General features: G+C 71.8%; 12 protein-coding genes. 6 read left to right on the top strand and 6 right to left on the bottom strand.

The annotated features are described in order from the left end of the window. Window positions 1–86 precede the first annotated feature (86 nt). The 3 genes from AB0I88_RS31615 to menC are packed head-to-tail and all read left to right on the top strand — an operon-like array spanning window position 87 to window position 2,502. Window positions 87–761 carry a GNAT family N-acetyltransferase gene (locus AB0I88_RS31615; RefSeq protein WP_361032912.1) on the top strand — a complete coding sequence of 225 codons (675 nt, stop codon included), beginning with the start codon at window positions 87–89 and terminating at the stop codon, window positions 759–761. After that, complete coding sequence (locus AB0I88_RS31610) at window positions 758–1,393, top strand: SIS domain-containing protein (protein WP_361032909.1); 636 nt, start codon at window positions 758–760, stop codon at window positions 1,391–1,393. The genes AB0I88_RS31615 and AB0I88_RS31610 overlap by 4 nt, the downstream gene beginning before the upstream one ends. Beyond that, window positions 1,390–2,502: an o-succinylbenzoate synthase gene (menC, locus tag AB0I88_RS31605; protein WP_361032906.1), complete on the top strand. Its 1,113-nt coding sequence runs from the start codon at window positions 1,390–1,392 to the stop codon at window positions 2,500–2,502. The genes AB0I88_RS31610 and menC overlap by 4 nt, the downstream gene beginning before the upstream one ends. On the opposite strand, the gene AB0I88_RS31600 is transcribed toward menC, so the two are convergent. Together AB0I88_RS31600 and AB0I88_RS31595 are read right to left on the bottom strand one after the other, a co-directional pair. Further along, entirely contained in the window at window positions 2,492–3,970 is a 1,479-nt protein-coding gene (locus AB0I88_RS31600) for a lysyl oxidase family protein (RefSeq protein ID WP_361032903.1), read from the bottom strand. The genes menC and AB0I88_RS31600 overlap by 11 nt on opposite strands. Before the next feature lie 423 nt (window positions 3,971–4,393). After that, window positions 4,394–5,176 (bottom strand): isocitrate lyase/phosphoenolpyruvate mutase family protein, encoded by a 783-nt coding sequence (locus AB0I88_RS31595; protein ID WP_361032900.1) that lies wholly within the window; start codon window positions 5,174–5,176, stop codon window positions 4,394–4,396. 1,048 nt (window positions 5,177–6,224) lie between these two features. Here AB0I88_RS31595 and AB0I88_RS31590 point away from each other — a divergent pair. Next, window positions 6,225–6,530, top strand: coding sequence for a hypothetical protein (locus tag AB0I88_RS31590; protein ID WP_361032897.1), 306 nt, complete (start codon window positions 6,225–6,227; stop codon window positions 6,528–6,530). 1,072 nt (window positions 6,531–7,602) lie between these two features. Then, entirely contained in the window at window positions 7,603–8,112 is a 510-nt protein-coding gene (locus AB0I88_RS31585) for an NUDIX domain-containing protein (protein WP_361032894.1), read from the top strand. Between the two features lie 45 nt (window positions 8,113–8,157). Here AB0I88_RS31585 and AB0I88_RS31580 read toward each other — a convergent pair whose 3' ends face one another. Next, on the bottom strand, window positions 8,158–9,513 hold the full coding sequence (locus AB0I88_RS31580; protein ID WP_361032891.1) for a transaminase: 1,356 nt from the start codon (window positions 9,511–9,513) through the stop codon (window positions 8,158–8,160). Between the two features lie 23 nt (window positions 9,514–9,536). After that, on the bottom strand, window positions 9,537–14,597 hold the full coding sequence (locus AB0I88_RS31575) for a beta-propeller fold lactonase family protein (RefSeq protein WP_361032888.1): 5,061 nt from the start codon (window positions 14,595–14,597) through the stop codon (window positions 9,537–9,539). 345 nt (window positions 14,598–14,942) lie between these two features. Here AB0I88_RS31575 and AB0I88_RS31570 point away from each other — a divergent pair, with 345 nt between their 5' ends. Then, on the top strand, window positions 14,943–16,070 hold the full coding sequence (locus AB0I88_RS31570) for a hypothetical protein (protein ID WP_361032885.1): 1,128 nt from the start codon (window positions 14,943–14,945) through the stop codon (window positions 16,068–16,070). Window positions 16,071–16,176: 106 nt separating this feature from the next. Here AB0I88_RS31570 and AB0I88_RS31565 read toward each other — a convergent pair whose 3' ends face one another. After that, entirely contained in the window at window positions 16,177–16,419 is a 243-nt protein-coding gene (locus tag AB0I88_RS31565; protein WP_361032882.1) for a hypothetical protein, read from the bottom strand. Between the two features lie 151 nt (window positions 16,420–16,570). Then, window positions 16,571–17,335, bottom strand: a 765-nt coding sequence (locus AB0I88_RS31560) for a helix-hairpin-helix domain-containing protein (protein WP_361032878.1), incomplete at its 5' end; no start/stop codon positions are given.

The following is a 17,335-nucleotide window of genomic DNA, read 5'->3' as shown; positions in this document are numbered from 1 at the left end:
AAATTGACCCTTCGGCGTTGTCAACGAGCGATGATATTGTCAAACTGGCGATCATACGTTTCTTATCCTTCTCCGGAGGTGCGGTCATGGAGCTGTCGGTGCGGGCGCTCGACGGGCTCGCCGAGTGGACCGCCGCGGCGCGCCTCTACCGGTCCGTCTTCGGCTACGAGCAGCCTGAGTACGGCGTGAGCCCCCGCCTGCTGGCCGCCCTCCGGGAGAACTCCGGCTCGGTGATCGGCGCCCTCGGCCCGTCCGGCGTCCTGGTCGGCTTCTGCTTCGGGTTCTCCGCGGTCGACGGCGGCGAGCTCTACCACTACTCGCAGGCCGCGGTGGTGGCGCCCGCCGCGCAGGGCTTCGGCGTCGGCCGCCTGCTCAAACAGGCGCAGGCCGAGGTGGCGCGCGGCACCGGGGCGCGCACCATGCGGTGGACCTTCGATCCGTACGCGTTGCGCAACGCCCATTTCAACCTGGCCGTCCTGGGCGCCACCGGAGTGCGGTTCCTGCCCGGCTACTACGGCGACGACACCGACCGAGTCCTGGTCAGCTGGGATCTGTGGCATGCCCGCAAGACCGGCGTCCCCAGCCCGGCCGTCGAGGCGCCCGCCGACCAGCGGTTCGCCGCGCCGTCGCTGTCCGACCGGGCCCGGCTGCGCGCCGCCCTCCAGGAGCGTTTCGCGTCCGGCGGCCGGCTGGTCGGTGTCACCCGGGCGCCCGGCTCCACCGACCGGGTGGTCTACGCGTTCGAGAGCGCCGACTCGTGACGGCACCGCGTTCCACCCCGTCCGAGCGGTTCGACCGCAACGTGCAGCGCCGCTCCGCCCAGGTTCTCAAACAGCGCGTCCTCGAGCAGCAGCGCACCGAGTTCGAGAAGGCGCTGGCCCGGGCCGCCGAACAGGACACGATCGAGCGCGCGGCCGCCATGATCGTTTCGGCGCGGCGCCGCTACCTGCTCGGGCACGGCAAGTCGCTCAGCTACGCCTCGATGCTGGCCGTCGACCTGAGCGCCGGGCTGTCCGGCGTGCAACTGGTCGACGGCGTCTCGGCCCGGCCGCTCGACGTGCTCAGCGACATCCGGCAGGGCGACCTGCTGGTGGCCGTCTCGATGGCCCGCTACCGCCGGGAGACCGTCGACGTCGCCTCGGCGTACGTGCGGCACGGCGGCGAACTGGTGCTGATCACCGACGCCGACGACACCCCGCTGTCCGCCCACGCCGCCGCCACCATCGTGATCGGCACCGAGAGCGCCTCGTACACGAACTCGCCCACCTCGGTCGTGCTCGTCCTGCACCTGCTCGCCACCCTGACCATCGCCAGTTCCAAGGGCGCCGGCCGCCGTCTGCGGGACCGCGACGCCCTCGCCGCCGAACTGGGCCTCTACACGGAAGAGACATGATCCAGATCGAGAAGGTCGAGCTGCGCCGCGTCCGGCTGCCACTCGTGCACCGGTTCCAGACCAGCTCGCACGCCAAACGGGAACTGGAGCACATCCTCGTCACCCTCACCGGCGCGGACGGGACCGCCGGATGGGGCGAGATCGCCTCACCGAGCGGGCCGTACTACTCGGCCGAGACAGTGGACAGCTGCTGGGCGGTGGCCCGTGCCTTCCTGGCGCCGCTCGTGCTGGCCGCCCGGTGGGAACATCCGGCGGAACTGGCGGCCGCCATGGGCAGGGTGCGCGGGAACCATTTCGCCCGGGCCGGGTTCGACATGGCGGGCTGGGCGCTGTGGTCGCGCGCTCAGGGCGTACCCCTGTCGAAGGCTTTGGGTGGAGAGCGGGCGAAGGTCGAAGCCGGTGTGTCGCTCGGCATCGAACCCACCGTCGGCGAGCTGCTCACCCAGGTCGAGGCCCGAGTGGCCGAGGGGTATCGCCGGGTGAAACTGAAGATCGCGCCGGGGTGGGACGTGACGCCGGTGCGCGAGGTTCGCTCCACCTTCCCGGATGTCGCGGTGCATGTCGACGCGAACGGCGCCTATCCTTCCTCGGCTCGCGCGATCTTCGAGGAGCTGGACGACCTCGGCCTGCTGATGATCGAGCAGCCGTTCGCCCCGCGCGCTCTGGTCGAGCACGCCGAACTGCAAGCCGTGCTGCGCACACCGGTCTGCCTGGACGAGTCGGTCGAGGAGGTCGACGACCTGATCACCGCGCTGCGGCTGGGCGCCGGGCGAATCCTCAACATCAAGGTGTCCCGGATGGGCGGGCTCACTCCCGCGGTCCGCGCCCACGACCTCGCCGCCGCCCACGACATGCCGGTGTGGTGCGGCGGCATGCACGAGTTCGGGATCGGCCGGGCAGCGAACGTGGCGCTCAGCTCGCTGCCCGGCTTCACGTTCCCGTCGGACGTCTCCGGCTCCGGCAAGTACTACGCCCGGGACGTCACCACCGAACCGGTCGTCTGCGACGCGGGCTTCGTCGAGGTGCCCTCCGTGCCCGGCCTCGGCTGGGAGGCCGACCTCGACTTCCTGGAGTCGCGGACGACCGGCCGGGAGACGATCACCCCTTGATGCCGTGCACCGGCGGGACCGTGAGCGTCCGCCTCGCCGCCGTGCCACCCAGGACGATCTTGCGAAGCGCCGTGTTGTTGCCGGTGGACAGCTCGGCCAGCCGGTTGACCGGGTTCGCCTTCACCTGGATCCAGTAGACGCCGTTCGGAAGGCCCGTGACGTCGAACGACTGCCCCGGCCGGTCCTGGCTGTAGGTGTCGCCGTTGCCGATGTCCAGCACCTCCCGCACCGCCACCACCGTGTTCGCCCCGCACGACGTCTCCAGCGAGGTGTTCTCCGGCCGCCACTTCGCGCCCGCGATCGTGTAGTCGACCGCATCCGTGTTGGCCAGGCAGAACGCCTCCTTGCCGCTGCGCACCGCCAGCTTCTTGTCGCTCTTGAGCAGCGTGTACTGGGCGAAGTCGGTGAAATGCCAGTGCTTGTGCCCCTCCCGGTCGTCCCACTCCATGGTGCCCGCCGGACGGGACCCCACCTGCTTGCCGCCCGCGTCGAAGAAATACTGGTAGGCATCCATCAGATCCGTTCCGGTACGCCGGAAACCGTCCACCACCAGCGGAGACGAACCGGCATTCCACACCGTGGCGCCGAAGTTCACATACCACCGGCCGTCCTCCCGCGACAGCGCGATGCCCCAGGCGGGCAACGACCGCAGGTCCGGCTTCGGCCCGCTCTTCGGAGCCGCCCGCAGCACCGTGGGACGGCTCGCCGCCGCCCGGAACTCCGGCAGCCGGTCGGCGACCTGCCCGTGCGCCTCATGCCCACCGGCCAGCGACTTCTCCACCTCCGGTTTGACCTCCACCACGTTCACGGCGACCTTCGCGGTGGCGTTCTTCGCCGGGATGCCGAACAACTCGCGGTACCGCGGATTCACCGTGGCGGTGGCCGTGTACTTGCCGGCCGGCAGGCTCCTCAGCACGGTCGCCGATCGCGGCTGATCGATGACCGCCGCGTTCCAGCCGGCCTGCACACCCCAGACCGCACCCAGCGTGAACGGGTTCTGCCCGCCGCACCCGGTCGGATACGGGTTCGTCGCCGGGGCGTTCGGGCGGGTCCGCGCCGACTCCGCCGAGTTCCCGCAGAACGCCGTCCGATACGTCACGACCGCCTTGCCCTTGGCGTCCGAGATCGTGATCGTGGTGAAGTCCCTCAGCCCCGAGAAGTCCTTGACCGTCCCGGCCGGCAGTTTCACCCAGGTGCGTTTGCCCTTCCGCACCACCCCGCGGTGCGCCACGATCGGCTTGTCGTAGCCGGTCCGCTTCGCCTTCACCACGAACGCGTCCTTGCCGGCGATCACGTGCAGGCCCAGGTTGAACGACAGGTACACGTCGTCGCCGTCCACGTACCGTTCCGCCGTGACCGTCCTGCTCGCGGCCACCAGTCCCAGCGCGGGCGGGGCCGCCGCCTCGGCCACCCCGGCGCCCGCCAGCACCAGCCCTCCGGCCGCGATCACCGCGATCGTCCTCTTCATCGTTTCCTCCCCCGTAGAGCGCCTTGAGGGCCATCCCACCGGGTTCGCTGTGAAGCTCCTGTGAAGTCCGGACGTTTGGCGCGAAACAGGGAGCTGTTCGGCCCTGACCGAGGTGCTCCCCGCGGTGCATTGCCGTGACCCCGCTCGGACCGCTCCTGCCGCCGCGGCCCAGAGCGACCGTGCGTGGCGGCTTGGGACTGTGGGTGGCGGCTTGGGACTGTGGGTGGCGGCTTGGGACTGTGGGTGGCGGCTCGGGACTATGGGTGGCGGCCCGGGACCGTGCGTGCCGTTTCGGTTGGCCGGGCGTGCGGTTGCGGTTGGCCGGGCGTGCGGTTGCGGTTGTTCAGGTGCGGCCGTCGGGCGACGCAGCCGTCGGGCCACGCAGCCGCCGGGCCACGCGGCCGTCGGGCCACGTGATTGCGGTCAGCCGCCGAAGGCGGCCTTCACCTCCGCCGGGTTCAGCCCACGGGCCCGGAACCCGGTGGTCCCCGTCTCCAGCAGTTCCTTCGCCGCGTCCCGGACGGCCCCATAGGCGGCCCACGCCAGAGCCCCACCCACCGAAACCCGCCGAACACCGAGTTTCCCGAGCTCGGAAACGCTGGGCACGCCGGGCAGAGCGAGAACGTTCACCGGTGCCCGAACCGCGCCGACCACCCGTTCGATGTCGCCGGCGGCTTTCAGTCCCGGCGCGAACAGCACGTCGGCCCCCGCCTCCCGATAGGCCACCAGCCGCTCGATCGTGTCATCGAGATCCCCGAGCCCGTAGAGCAGGTTCTCCGCCCGCGCCGTCAGTACCAGCCCGTGCCGCCGCGCAGCCTCCGCCGCGGTCCCCACCCGCTCGACACTGACGGCCAGCGGTTCCACCGCCCCGGCCGCCGGGTCGTAGTCCTCGATCGACAGCCCCGAAGCGCCCGCCCCGGCCAACAGTTCGACGGTCTCCGCCACATCCGCGAACAGCCGCTCCGAATCCACACTCACCGGAACCCCGGCCCCCGCCGTGACCGCCGCGACATGCGCCACCAGCTCATCCCTGGTGACCTGCTGATCCAGCTTCCCCAGCGTCGCCGCCAGCCCCGACGAGGTGGTGGCCAGAGCCGAGAACCCGGCCCCCTCGAGAATCCGGGCCGACCCCACGTCGAACGCGTTGGCGATCACGAAGGTCCCGGCCGAGTGCATGTCCCGAAAACGCGCCCGCAACGAATTCATGACCCTCACCCTGGCACACCCACTTTCCGGTACGCCGCACGCGCTCCCCAAGAGCAGCACCGAGTCCCGCCGAGCCCGCGAACATGCTGCCCACTCCCGCCTGTGCCGCGCCCGCCGGGCTGAGCTCGCCCCAAGCCCGTCCCCATCAGAACCCAACCGGGTAGGGCAAGGGCCGCCCGAGCTTGGGACTGTCCGGATTCGACCCGAGCTTCCCGTCTGCGGGGTCCGGTCGGGTGGGGCGAGGCAGTTCGTACCTGTCCGGCCTCGTTTTGTCGTTGCCCCGTCGATCCGACGCCGGCCCGATCGGTTTAGCCGCCACCTCCCGGCCCGCAAGGCCATTTCCCTTCGCTTCGGCCGGCGGCGATATGGTGTCACGAGCTGGTCGGCTTCAATCGATCGAAACACGGTTATCAATAAGCCTGGCGAGAATGCGCGCGTCCCGAGATCATTAGTCGGGAATGTGCACGCCCCGGGCGGAAAGGTCCGGAGCGCGGATGGTCGATCCCCGACTCCGCAGGACGTCAATCTCGTCGGCCTCACTCGAGCCGAAACCGAAACGGAAACGATCCGACCTCCGTCGCAATCACCGCCCGTCCTGCCGCCGCCACCGCCTCCGGCTGGCCTGCCGCCGCCGTCCGTCCTGCCGCCGCCACCGCCTCCGGCTGGCCTGCCGCCGCCGTCCGTCCTGCCGCCGCCCGTCCCGCGGCCGCCTCCGGCTGGCCTGCCGCCGCCACCGCCTCCGACTGGCCTGCCGCCGTCCGTCCTGCCGCCGCCCGTCCCGCGGCCGCCTCCGACTGGTCCGCCGCTGCCCGTCTCGCTGCCGCCCGGCCTGATTTGTGGCCGTGGGTCGGCCACCCGACCCGGAGAAGTCCTCCGCATGCACCCGGCGGCGGCTCTGACGAACCAGTCACCCGAGCGGTCCAGTCCCACAGGCCCGTCCGATGCGTGATCCCGGCCCGCAGCACCGGACACCGCACGGATGGCTTGAAGACCTGTGGCCGGCGGCTCCGCCCCCAGTGGTCGTCCCGCCGTAAGCAGCGGATTCACCGTGGACGAAGACCCGAGAACGGCCGGCGGCCGCCTCGTCACCTGGAACCTGGCCACGTTCGGCGGTTGCGGTGTGGCCGTTGGGTGCGGTGTGGCCAGCGGTTGGGCGGTGGCCCGTGGTTGCGCGGTAGCTCCGGTGTTGTGTCGGGCGGGTGCGCGGCAGTCAGCGGTCGTGCTGGTGGTTGCCGGTTTCGTCGTTTCCGCCGGTTTCGTGGTGGTCGGTGGCTTCGAGGTGGCCGGATCCGGTGTGTTTGAGGGCGCCTCGGTGGACACCTTGCCTGTGGCGGCGGCGCGGCGTAGGCGTTGAGCGTGACGCTGACGCAGGCCCCAAGCCCGATGCCGCTCATGCTCACGGCGGAAATCCTCAGCGGCCTCAGAATAATTCCGGCGCGCGCGCCGATCACGCATCGTGGCCAATTCTTTCGTGGCGAACATCTGGAGCTGCCGCATACCTAAATTGTCCCGCGCGGGAAGAATAAACTGTAAGCCCCGCCCAGAAGTTGATCATGCCAATTTACTGAAAGGTAGAGGAGAAATACGTTCAGGGACATCGCCCACGATCCGTCGGATGGATTCGTCCCGGCCGGCCGCTCGGCTTGTTGGTGGACACCTCAACTTCCTCGTGCACGGACATGGCTGAGTCCCCCAATGTCGCGATAACAGCAAGTGACGAAAGGTGGCTCATTGCCCCGCCGACAGCGCACGCTTGACTGCTGAGCCGATCCTGATCCGGCGGCACGGAACCCGCTGGACCACGCAATCCGGTGGCAAGCCGACCCGCACCGCAGCCGCGTCATACGCGGCGAGGAGTGGAAGCGGCGCGGCAGGATCCACCGCGCCCAACGGCTCAAGCCGGCGGCGTCCCCATGAGAGTTTGAACCGGCTTCCGTCACCCTCCGCTCGGCCACTACGGTGAGCGACGAGTTGTCCGCCAGAAGGGATCCAAACTGTCCGTCAGCGTGAAGCATGATGTCCGCCAAAAGGGATAATCCGGTGTCCGCTGTCACGGCTTGACGGTGTCCCTCGCAGATGTGTTCGGTCAAGGGCGCTCGTGACACACCTGGGCGCCTGCCCAAGCTCGCGGATGGTGGCGACCGGGCACCCGCCGTGCAGGGGAGTTCGCTGTGGCCGGGTGTTCCGGGGCCGGTCGAGTGCCGCCGGGCAGCGGCTGAAGCTTGCCGCCGGGCAGCGGCTGAAGCTTGCCGCCGGCCGCATCGTTCGCGGCCTGCGGCGGCCTTGCGGGACGTGGGAATGCCCGGCAGGTCAGCCCGGCGGTCGCGGCACCGGCTGGAGTCGCGGGGTGCTCGCGGGGGACGGACGGGACGGGGGATTCGCCGGTGGCGGGGAACGCCGTACCGGAGAGCTTTTAGGGTTGGGGTGTGCCTGTACCTGATTATGTGGCCCGGATGCGGGCGAAGATCGGCCGTGACCTGCTGATGCTGCCGGGTGCGAGTGCCGTGGTGACCGACGACGACGGGCGGCTGCTGCTGGTGCGGCGGGCCGACAACGGGAGGTGGTCGCTGCCGGCCGGGATGATCGATCCGGGGGAGCAGCCCGCCGAGGCCGCGCTCCGGGAGATTCTCGAGGAGACCGGGGTGGTCGCCGAGATCGTTCGGGTGGCGGGGGTGGCCACGCATCCGGTGGTCTATCCGAACGGTGACACCTGTGAGTATCTGGCGGTGTGGTTCCGCTGCCGGGCGGTCGGCGGGCAGGCGAGGGTCGGCGACGACGAGTCGCTGGAGGTGGGCTGGTTCGAGGTGGGCGCCCTGCCCGAGCTGGACGAGTGGGCGAAACTGCGGATCGACACGGCGCTCGGGCAGGACGGTCCGGCCTGGTATGCGGTTCCCGGGGAGCGGCATCCGGCTCTCAACCAGCCGGACAACATCTGAGGGCACCGGCGAGGAGCCCACGGTCCCGCGGCCGGAGCGTGGCGGCTACATCAGCTCCTTCAGGGCGGCGTCGAAGATCTCGTGATGCCGGGCCACGTCGGCGAGGGTGGTCGCCGGGCACATCAGCGCCATGTTGTGGAACGGAGTCAGCAGCACACCCCGGTTGGCCAGGTAGACGTGCAGGAAGTCCTCCAGCGCGGCGTCCGCGCTCCGGGCCGACTCGGTGCCGTTGCGCGGGGCCGGGGCGGCGAAGCGGTACTCGACCCGGGCGCCGAGGCGGCTCACCGACCAGGGCAGCCCGTGCCCTTCGATGATCTCGATGAGGCCGTCGGCGAACACCGTGGCCGTCGTGATCATGCCGGCGAACGCCTCCTCGGTGAGCACCTCGGTCAGGGTGGCGCGGGTCGCCGCCATCGACACCGGGTTGCCGGCCAGCGTGCCGCCGACCCCGCCCATGTCCACCAGGTCCAGATCTCCGCGCCCGCTGAGTGCTCCGGCGAGCTCCGCGCTCAATCCGTACGCCCCGACGGGCACCCCGCCACCGATCGCCTTCCCGATGGTCACCACGTCCGGGTCCAAGCCCCAGTACGCGGTCGCGCCGCCCGGCCCGGCCGAGAACGTGTGCGTCTCATCGTTGATCAGGTAGGTCCCGTGGCGGCGGGTCAGCTCCCGCACCCCGGCCAGGTAACCCTCCTCCGGAAGCACGATCCCGATGTTCGTCAGCGCCGGCTCCATCAGTACCGCCGCCACGTCCCCGTACGCCAGCTCCCGCTCCAGCCCGGCCAGATCGTTGAACTCGGCCACCCGGCTGGTCATCGTCACGTCCACCGGCGCGCCGACGTTGCCCTCCCGGGAGACACCCCGCCCGTCCGGGCCCACCACGATCAGCGACTCGTCCACCGAACCGTGGTAGCAGTAGCTGTTCACCAGGATCTTCGACCGGCCGGTGACCGCGCGCAGCAGCCGGATCGCCCACCGGTTGGCGTCCGTGGCGGTCAGCGCGAAACTCCACGCCGGCAGCCCGAACCGGCGGGCCAGCTCGGCGCCGGCGACCGCGGCGTCCTCGGTCGGCATCATGGTGGCCAGGCCGTCGCGGAGACGCTCGGTGACCGCGGCGACGACCGGCTCGGGGGAGTGGCCGGCCATCGCGCCGGTGTCGCCGAGGCAGAAGTCGACGAACTCGTTGCCGTCCACGTCGGTGATCCGATTGCCGCGCGCCTTGTCCAGATGGATCGGGAAACCGGCCGGCGTCTTGTTCATCCAGGTCATCGGGACGCGGCCGAACAGGTGGTCGGCGTTTCGGTACAGTGCCGCCGATCGGGGATGCCGGTCGGCGAAAGTGGTCAGCTCCCGTGCGGTGAGGTCGTGCAGGCGAGCCCGAAAGATGGAATCCGGCGACATGGCGCGACGCTACCAGGGAATCGTCACTCCGCAGACGTTCTCAACACGGTAACCGTCTTGCCGCGGCCGTCCGTCACGTACAGCCGTTTGCCGTCGGGGGACACCGCGTTGACCCGGGGACTGTCCCCGACGCCCACCGTCGACACCACCCTGCCCGAGGGCAGGTCGATCACCGAGAGGTTGTCGGAGCCCTCGTTCACCACGTACGCGTGCTGGCCGTCTCCGGAGACCATCACCGCCTGCGGCTCCCGCCCGACTTTGATCTTGTGAAGCAGTCGCTGGTCGCCGGTGTCGTACACCTCCACCGTGTCCAGGTCGTAGTTCGTCGCCACGAGCTGTCTGCCGTCCGGCGTGACCGCCAGCGCGTGCGGCGACTTGCCCACCTTGAAGTTCTTCCGCACCAGTTGGTCCGCGACGTTCACCACCGAGATCTGGCTGGACTCGTGATTGGCGGTGAACGCGGTCCGCCCGTCCGGAGTGAACACCACCCAGTGCGGGTTCGGCGGCACCGAGATCCGTGCCGCCTCGGTCAGCGACTCGTCGTCGTAGATCTCCACCCGCGCCCCGTTGTGAATCGGCAGCCAGATCCGCCCGTCCGGCGCCACCGCCGGCTCGAACGGCCGCGGCCCGGTCCGGATCGTCTTGACCAGCGACTTCTTGGCCGTGTCGATCACCGCGAGGCCATTGCCGGTGAAGTTGTTCTCGAACAGCGACACATACAGCCGGCTGCCGTCCGCCGACAACGCCAGGAACCGCGGCGTGTTCGGCACCTTCACCACACTGATCTGCTTCGACCGCACGTCGACGAAATGCACGTCCGTCGAACTCTGGTCGGCCACGTAGATCGTCCGGTTGTCCGGCGAGACGGCCACACCCTCCGGCTCCCGGCCCAGCTTGATCTGCTCCACCACCACCGGCTTCGCCAGACTCGCGGGGGCGGCCGGCTGCTGCGTCCCCGCCGGCTCGGTCGGCACGGCCCCCGGCTGCTGCGACGCCTGCTGCGTGGGGGCGGGCGTGCGCGGGGCGGCCTCCGGCTCGTCGCCGGTCAGGACGAACCGCACCCCGGCGTACGTTCCACCGGCCAGCAGAAGCAACACGACCAGAACCCCGGCCACCAGAGCCAGGCGCCTCCGCGGCGGCTCACCCCCATTCTCCGGGTACGCTCCGCCGCCGCTTCCCGGCCCGTCCCCACCCGGGTAACCCACCCCGGCCGGAACGTCGTAGCCCGCGGCGCCGGGTCCCTCGTACTGAACCCGGGCGCCGCGCTGCCCGTACCCGGCCGCTCCGGGCCGGCCGTATCCGGTCGTGCCCGGTCCGGCCGGCTGGCCGTAGCCGGTGCTGTGGGCGGCCGGTCCCTGGTCACCCGGATACGGCGTCCCCGGAGCCTGAGCGGCCCCCGGGTGCGCCTGTGCCCACGGATCGGCGCCTGGCTGTGACTGTGCCCACTGGTCGGCGGCCGGTCGCGCCTGCGCCCACTGGTCGGCGCCCGGTTGCGCCTGTGCCCACTGGTCGGCCGCCGGCCAGGGGATCGCCGGCGAGGTCGGCCAGCTGCCGGCCGGCGACGTGGGCCACCCGGACCCGGCCGCCGTGTCCGCCCCGGGCGTTCCGCCGCCCGCCGAGTCGCCGAGACCGGAGCTTGCCGCCGCGCCTCCGACCGCCGGACCTGTTGCGGACGGCCATGGCGCGGGCGTGCTTCGCTCATCCGGCCAAGCCGGTGTCGCTGTGCCCGTACCACCGGAGGCGTTCGGCCACGAACCGTCCGATTGCCGTGCCGGGGGGTTGGCGTCCGGTCCGGCGGGGTGCGGGGCCGGGGCGGTCGTCTCCGGTCCGCTCGCGATCCCGGCCGGAGTGTTCGCGTCCGGCCCGATCGGTGAGGCGGCCCATGGACGAGCCGCTGCACCGGTCTCAGTGCCGGGCCAACTGCCAGGCCGCCCCGAGTGCTCGGCCGCGGCAGCCGCGATTCCGGTGCCGGTCTCGGCTGGACCGCCGCGTCGGCTATCGGGCGTTGCCCCCGTGCCGGGCATCGCCGGACCGCCGTGCTCCGCGGCGGCAGCCACTCCCGTGCCGGGCTCTGTGAGGACACCCTGTTCCGCTGCCGTGGGTGGGCGCTGAGCTGAGGAGACAAGCCGAGGACCGGTCTCGTCGGCCGGTTGACGCTGAGCCGGAATCGAGACGCCGTTCCCGGACGGCCGCGCCGGCCCGGCCGGGCCCGCCTCCACCGGACCACGGTCACCAGCGCTCGCGAGACCGGAGTCATGCGCCTCGGCGTCGTCGTCGAGGGCCTGGTCCAACCCGTTCGCAGCCGCTCCGGGAACCGGGCCGGGCACATGTCCGGCGGTCGGCGCGGGCTCCGTGACCGGATCCGCCTCCGCGGCGCCCGTACGCGAATCGGTGGTGTCCCTGCCACCGGCGGCGGCGATGGCACCCGCCGGGGTCTCTCCGGGTTTCCGGCCGGCCGACGGCCAGAGCCCATCCGGATCCGAAGGCCGTGAACCCCAGGAGCCACCGGGGACAGGCCATCCGCCGCCGTCGAGCGCGGCGGGACGCCTGGTCAGGGCAGGGCCGGACTCCGCAGTGCTCGTCGCCGAGCCGGACCGCTGCCCGCCCGCAGCGGCGTCCCGCTCCGGAACGCCGGACCGGTCGGCATCCGGCGAGTTCGGCTCCGGTGCCCCTCCGGCTGTGTCCGCCTCCACCTTGCCGTGGACCGCATCGCTGACTTCACCGGCCACGAGAACCGGTTCGGCACTCGGCTGGACGCTGGGCGAGATGTTCTCCGGTCCCGGAGCGGAGCCGCCGGCACCGCTGTCGGCCGGATGCGGTTCGTGTTCGGCGGCCGTTCCGTCGACGGAAGTGGGCGAGCCGCCGGCCATGCCGGTTTCATCCGACTCCGCCGGCAATCCGCCCGGAACCGTTGCCGGAACGTCAGCCGGTTTGCCGGAAACAGCCGGCAGCTCGGCAGGGAACGAACCGCGTACCGTCGCTCGGGGCGCCACCAGCGGCTGGTCAGGAATGCCGGGCGGTCCGGTCTCCGGGGCGGTCGACGAGGGCTCCACGCCCGCCACGGCGTCGCTGTCCGGCGCCGATGCGGTAGCGGGGGGCTTCGTCCGTGCTTCCGCGGGCCCGGCTCCGCTCGGTTCGTTGGGCACCGGGCTCGTGACGGAGCCGCCACGTCCCTGGCCGGCCGAAGACGGATCGCCGGTCCCGCCCCAGGCCGCCGGCACGGCGGGATACCCGGCCGGGGAAGCGGTGGAACGCCCAGGCGACGGGGGTCCACTGGTAGGCGCCCACGGCGAGGTGCGCGCCGTGGTTCGCGGCTCGGCCGTGCTGTCCGAGCGCTCCTCCGCACCGGTTCCCTCGGTGGGAACCCAGGGCGAGGCTCCGGCCGTCCGTTCGTCGCCTGGTGCCGGAGTGGGCGCTTGGGCGGTGGGAACCCAGGGCGACACGCCGGAGGGCCGGATATCGGCCGGTGCCGCACCGGGTCGGGCGGTGGCGTTCCCCGCGGCCGGTGTCGTACCGGGTGGGGTGGGGGCGTTCCCGGCGGCCTGCTGAGAGCTTCGGGCCGGTGGCCCGCTCGTGGGCGACCAGGCCGGTGAACCGGAGACCGACGCCCCGCCCGGCGGCGCGGGAGTGGTGTGGCCGCCTGCCGGCCGGCCCGGCCACGGCCCGCTCTGATCCCGCGCTGCTTCTTCGCCGGGCCAGGCCGTCTCGCCGGGCCAGGCCTCGGCGGGGGTGGGCGTCTCGCCGGGCCAGGGCTGGGCGCCCGCGGCCCAGGCGGTTTCCCACGCGGCCGTCGAATGTCCCGGCCCGCCACTCGCGGGCGGTCCGGAGGGCCCGGCATCCGAGGAGGGCACGAAAGCGCCCGTGGGCGAGGAACCGACGGCCGGGGTGTAGCTCTCTTCAGGCGCGGGTGGTGCGGAGGGGACGCCGTGTGGGCCCGCGCCCGAGGTCGGAGCGCCGGGCGGAGGCGGGACGTGGGAGCCCCCGCCCGGGAGGGCCTGCGGTGTGCCGTTGCCGCGGGGGACCCAGCCGCCGGTGGCCACGTCGAAGTCCTCGGCGACCTCGCCGGTCACCGCCAGGTGGGCGGAGCCTGCCGGGCCGTCCAGAGTGATCGCGCCGTCCAAGCGGCCCACCGTGGGGAACCAGGAGACTCGCAGGACGTTGCCCTCCAGCCGGGCGTGCAGGCCGTCGACGCTGCTGGACACCGCCGACGCCGCGGTCAGCGGTGGTCCCTGGACGGCGACCTCGACGGCGAGCCGGCGGGTACCGGGGGCGACCCGGCCGAAGTCGACGACCGGTTCGGCCAGGCGGACCGAGGTGCGGCGGAGGGCGGCCGACGCGGCGGCCGCGACCCGGCCCTCACCGGTGGACAGACGGCGCAGCGACTCGCGTGCCTCGACGGCGCGGGACAGGTCGTCGCCGGCGGCCGCGACCGCGAGCTGGGCGATCTGCGCCATCTGATCGCTGCCCTGACGGCGGACCCGGGCAAGGTACGGCTGCCGGCCCGACCCGAACACCCACTGCCGGACGCTGGGGTCCCGTTCGCGCAGGTGATCGTGGAGCTCGCCGATGCCGATCCAGCCGTCCCGGTCACGGTCGGCGGCGCCGCTGGTGACACCGTCGGCGATGAGCCCGGCGAAGGTGGGCGGTTCGAGCCGGGCGGTGGCGGCGATGACGACCCTGCTCTGCCACTCGGCGGACCGTGTCGCGCGGAAGTGGTGCCCGGCGTCGACCGGGCTCCCGGTGCGACCGTCGAGCAGCACCACGGCTTGCCCGGCGCGGCTGCGCTGCATGAGGGCGGCCATCTGCGCGACGTCGATGGCGGTGTCGGCGGGCCGGCCCATCACCGTGTCGGCCGCGGCCAGATAGAGACTGCCGCCGGGCCCGGTCAGCATCACCCCGCGGAAGTAGATCAGGACGCAGTCGTCCTGCTCCCGGCCGTCGAAGATCGACTTGATCCGGGAGTACGCCTCACGCGCGCCGGGATCTCGCAGGTACGCCACGTCGAACCCGCCGAGCGCCGGCTCCCCGAGCACGTCCGCGAACGCCGGAACATCCGCCGACGGCACCGAGAACCTGCGCAACACGGGATCGTCCTGCTGCTCGACGCTAACCACTACTGCCAGTCGTCGCCCGCTCATCGAATGCATCACCCGTCATCCATGGTGCGATGCCGAGGCGCGACACGAAACCCCGAGATGACTACGAACAGCGTCGATCCGGCGACACAGCGTTTTTGATCTCGGTGGGGAGGGTCCGGGCGGGCTGTTCCGCGGCGGCCGCCCGCATAGCGATCCACCAGCGATGATGTTGCCGAACCGCGGGGCTGCCGAAGACGTGGAAAGGCGTCGATTCATCGTGCGCCCACGAATGTGCCGAAGTCACGGAAAGTTTGACGGATTCACCGGATCCAGTGGTTCTAACATGATCGGATGTCAGATCTCTCCGGTGCGTTCGAGTTGCGTTCCGTGACACCACCGACCGTCGAGGTCGATTTCGGGGCGGGTCCGCACGCGATGGTCGCCTCGATGACCGTACTCAATCTGACGGGCCGCGTGCCGGTGGACGGCCCGGTCGACTTCACCGCGCTGGACGCCTTCCCGCAGAGCAAGAACATCCTGTGGTCCGGAACGGACCGGGGTCTCGGCGAGGCCCTCCGCACCCGCCCGCGGATCCGCTTCCTCGAGTGGCGCGATCCGGTCGGCGACATCGACCTCACCGGCACCGCGGTCGGCACGCTGCGTGTCCTCGGCTGCGGCGAGCTGCGCAGCCTCCGGCTGCCGGTCATGGAGACGCTTCTGCTGTCCGGCCCGTCGCGCTCGCTGCGGGTCGAGCTTCCCGATGCCGGGTACGGGCTGGACCTGCGTCTGTTCCCCGAGAACCCCGACGTGCGGGTCCCCGAGGGCCTCCACCGGGTGCGCGACCTCTGGCTGCGGGTGGGCGCCGAGGTCTCCGCGTCGGTGCTCGCCGCCCTACCGGAGCTGGAGAAGCTCCGGCTCGACTTCGAGGATCCTCCAGGCAGGCTGACCGAGCCCGGGGCGCTGGCCGCCTGCCCGCGCCTGCACACGATCTCGCTGGCCGGCGCCTATGCCCTGGGCGCGGACGACCTCCCGGACCTGCCGGGGTTGCGTCTGCTCGAACTGCACGGCGTCCGGCGGAGCCTGGCCAAGGCGGTGCGCGACCGCTACCGGGGCACGGCCGTCCGGGTGCACCTGGAGGGCAAGGTCTCCGACGCCTGGCTGGACCGGAACCTGAACAACCCCTTCCGGAACTGGCGGGAGGAGTCCGAGGCGGCCGCCGAGGAGGCCGGTTTGGCCTACGCGCGGGCGCGCGCGGCGGCCGAGGGCGTCACCCCGTCGACGCCGGACCGTCTCCCGCGAGCCGAGCGTGCGCTCCGCCGGTTCGTCGCCGACCTCAACGGCATAGATCAACGGTACGGGGTGATCGAGACCAGCGAACGGGAAGAGGCATGGGAGGTCTACCGGGGATTGGCCGACCTCTTCCACCTTCCGCCGGGCGGGGAACCCTCCGGGTGGTTCGACGAGGACCGCACGTTCTGAACCCGCAACCCGATTGAACCTGCCCGCCGCTAAGCGCCGCCCGTCCTCATCCGATCCTGGTGCTGTCCGGCCCGGCCGGGTGCTCTCACCGGGGGCCGGCGCGGCGTCAGACCGTGATGTCGATGAAGCGGCCGCTGCGCTGGAAACGGGCGAGTTCGGCCGCGCGGGCCGCCTCGACCCGGACCACCTCGTGTTCGGCGTTCGCGACGGCGGCGCGGGACGAGGTGACGACGCCGGGGGAGGACTGGGTCGGCATCAGGTCCGCGGCGAGCTTGGACCGGGCCTCGGCGAGACGGTTCCAGGCCGCGTAGCTGTTCCAGGCGGAGAGTGAAGCGGCGCCGACGTTCATCGTGATCTCCTGACGTTGCCATGGCCTTGCTGGACGGCCGGATACATCGGCGGGCCGCTCCTGGGATGCAACTTTTTGCCGGAGAGATTCTCGGCGACCTGAACTGCGGCAGACAGGCGTGTCCCGGGGCCGGGACACGCCTGTTCTCTTCTCAGCTGTTCGCGCCGGCCATCTCGCGAGCACGATCCGGCCACGAGGCCAGGCTCGCCGAGCCGCGCATTCCGGCCGCGTTGATCGCCTGCTTGAGGCTGGTCACGTCGGAGTCGGCCAGCTTCGCGTACGTGGTGATGCCGGCCGCGGCGAGCGCGATGGCCACCTTCGGGCCGATGCCCGCGATCTTCGTGAGGTCGTCCGGCTGGTCGACCGGGGCGGGCGTGCCCACCAGATCCGGCTCGGCCGTGATGACGGCCTGCGCCGGGATGACCGGCTCGGGCGCGGCGACGGGCTCCGGGGCAGCAACCGGCTCAGGCGCCGCGACGGGCTCCGGGGCGGCGACGGGCTCCGGGGCGGCGACGGGCTCGGGCGCCGCGACGGGCTCCGGGGCGGCGACGGGCTCCGGGGCGGCGACGGGCTCCAGGGCGGGCTCGACGATCGGTTCTGTGGCGGCGACCGGCTCGGCAACCAGCTCCGGCTCGGCGGCGATGGGCTCCGGTTCGGTCACCGGCTCGGGCTCGGCGGCGATGGGCTCGTCCGCGGGAGTGGGTTCCGTGGCTTTCTCGGCGGGCTCTGGCACGGCGATGGCAACGGGCTCGGTCACCGGCTCCAGCTCGGCCACCGGCTCGGGCTCGGTGATGGTCTCGGCCACCGGTTCGGGCTCGGTCACCGGCTCGGGCTCGGTGATGGTCTCGGCCACCGGTTCGGGCTCGGTCACCGGCTCGGGCTCGGTGATGGTCTCGGCCACCGGTTCGGGCTCGGG

Origin of the sequence: Actinoplanes sp. NPDC049802 (assembly GCF_040656595.1) — a bacterium.
In the GTDB taxonomy this organism is placed as follows: Bacteria; Actinomycetota; Actinomycetes; order Mycobacteriales; family Micromonosporaceae; genus Actinoplanes.
The sequence above is the reverse complement of the archived record's forward strand: the minus strand, read 5'-3'. Positions and strand labels throughout refer to the sequence as shown.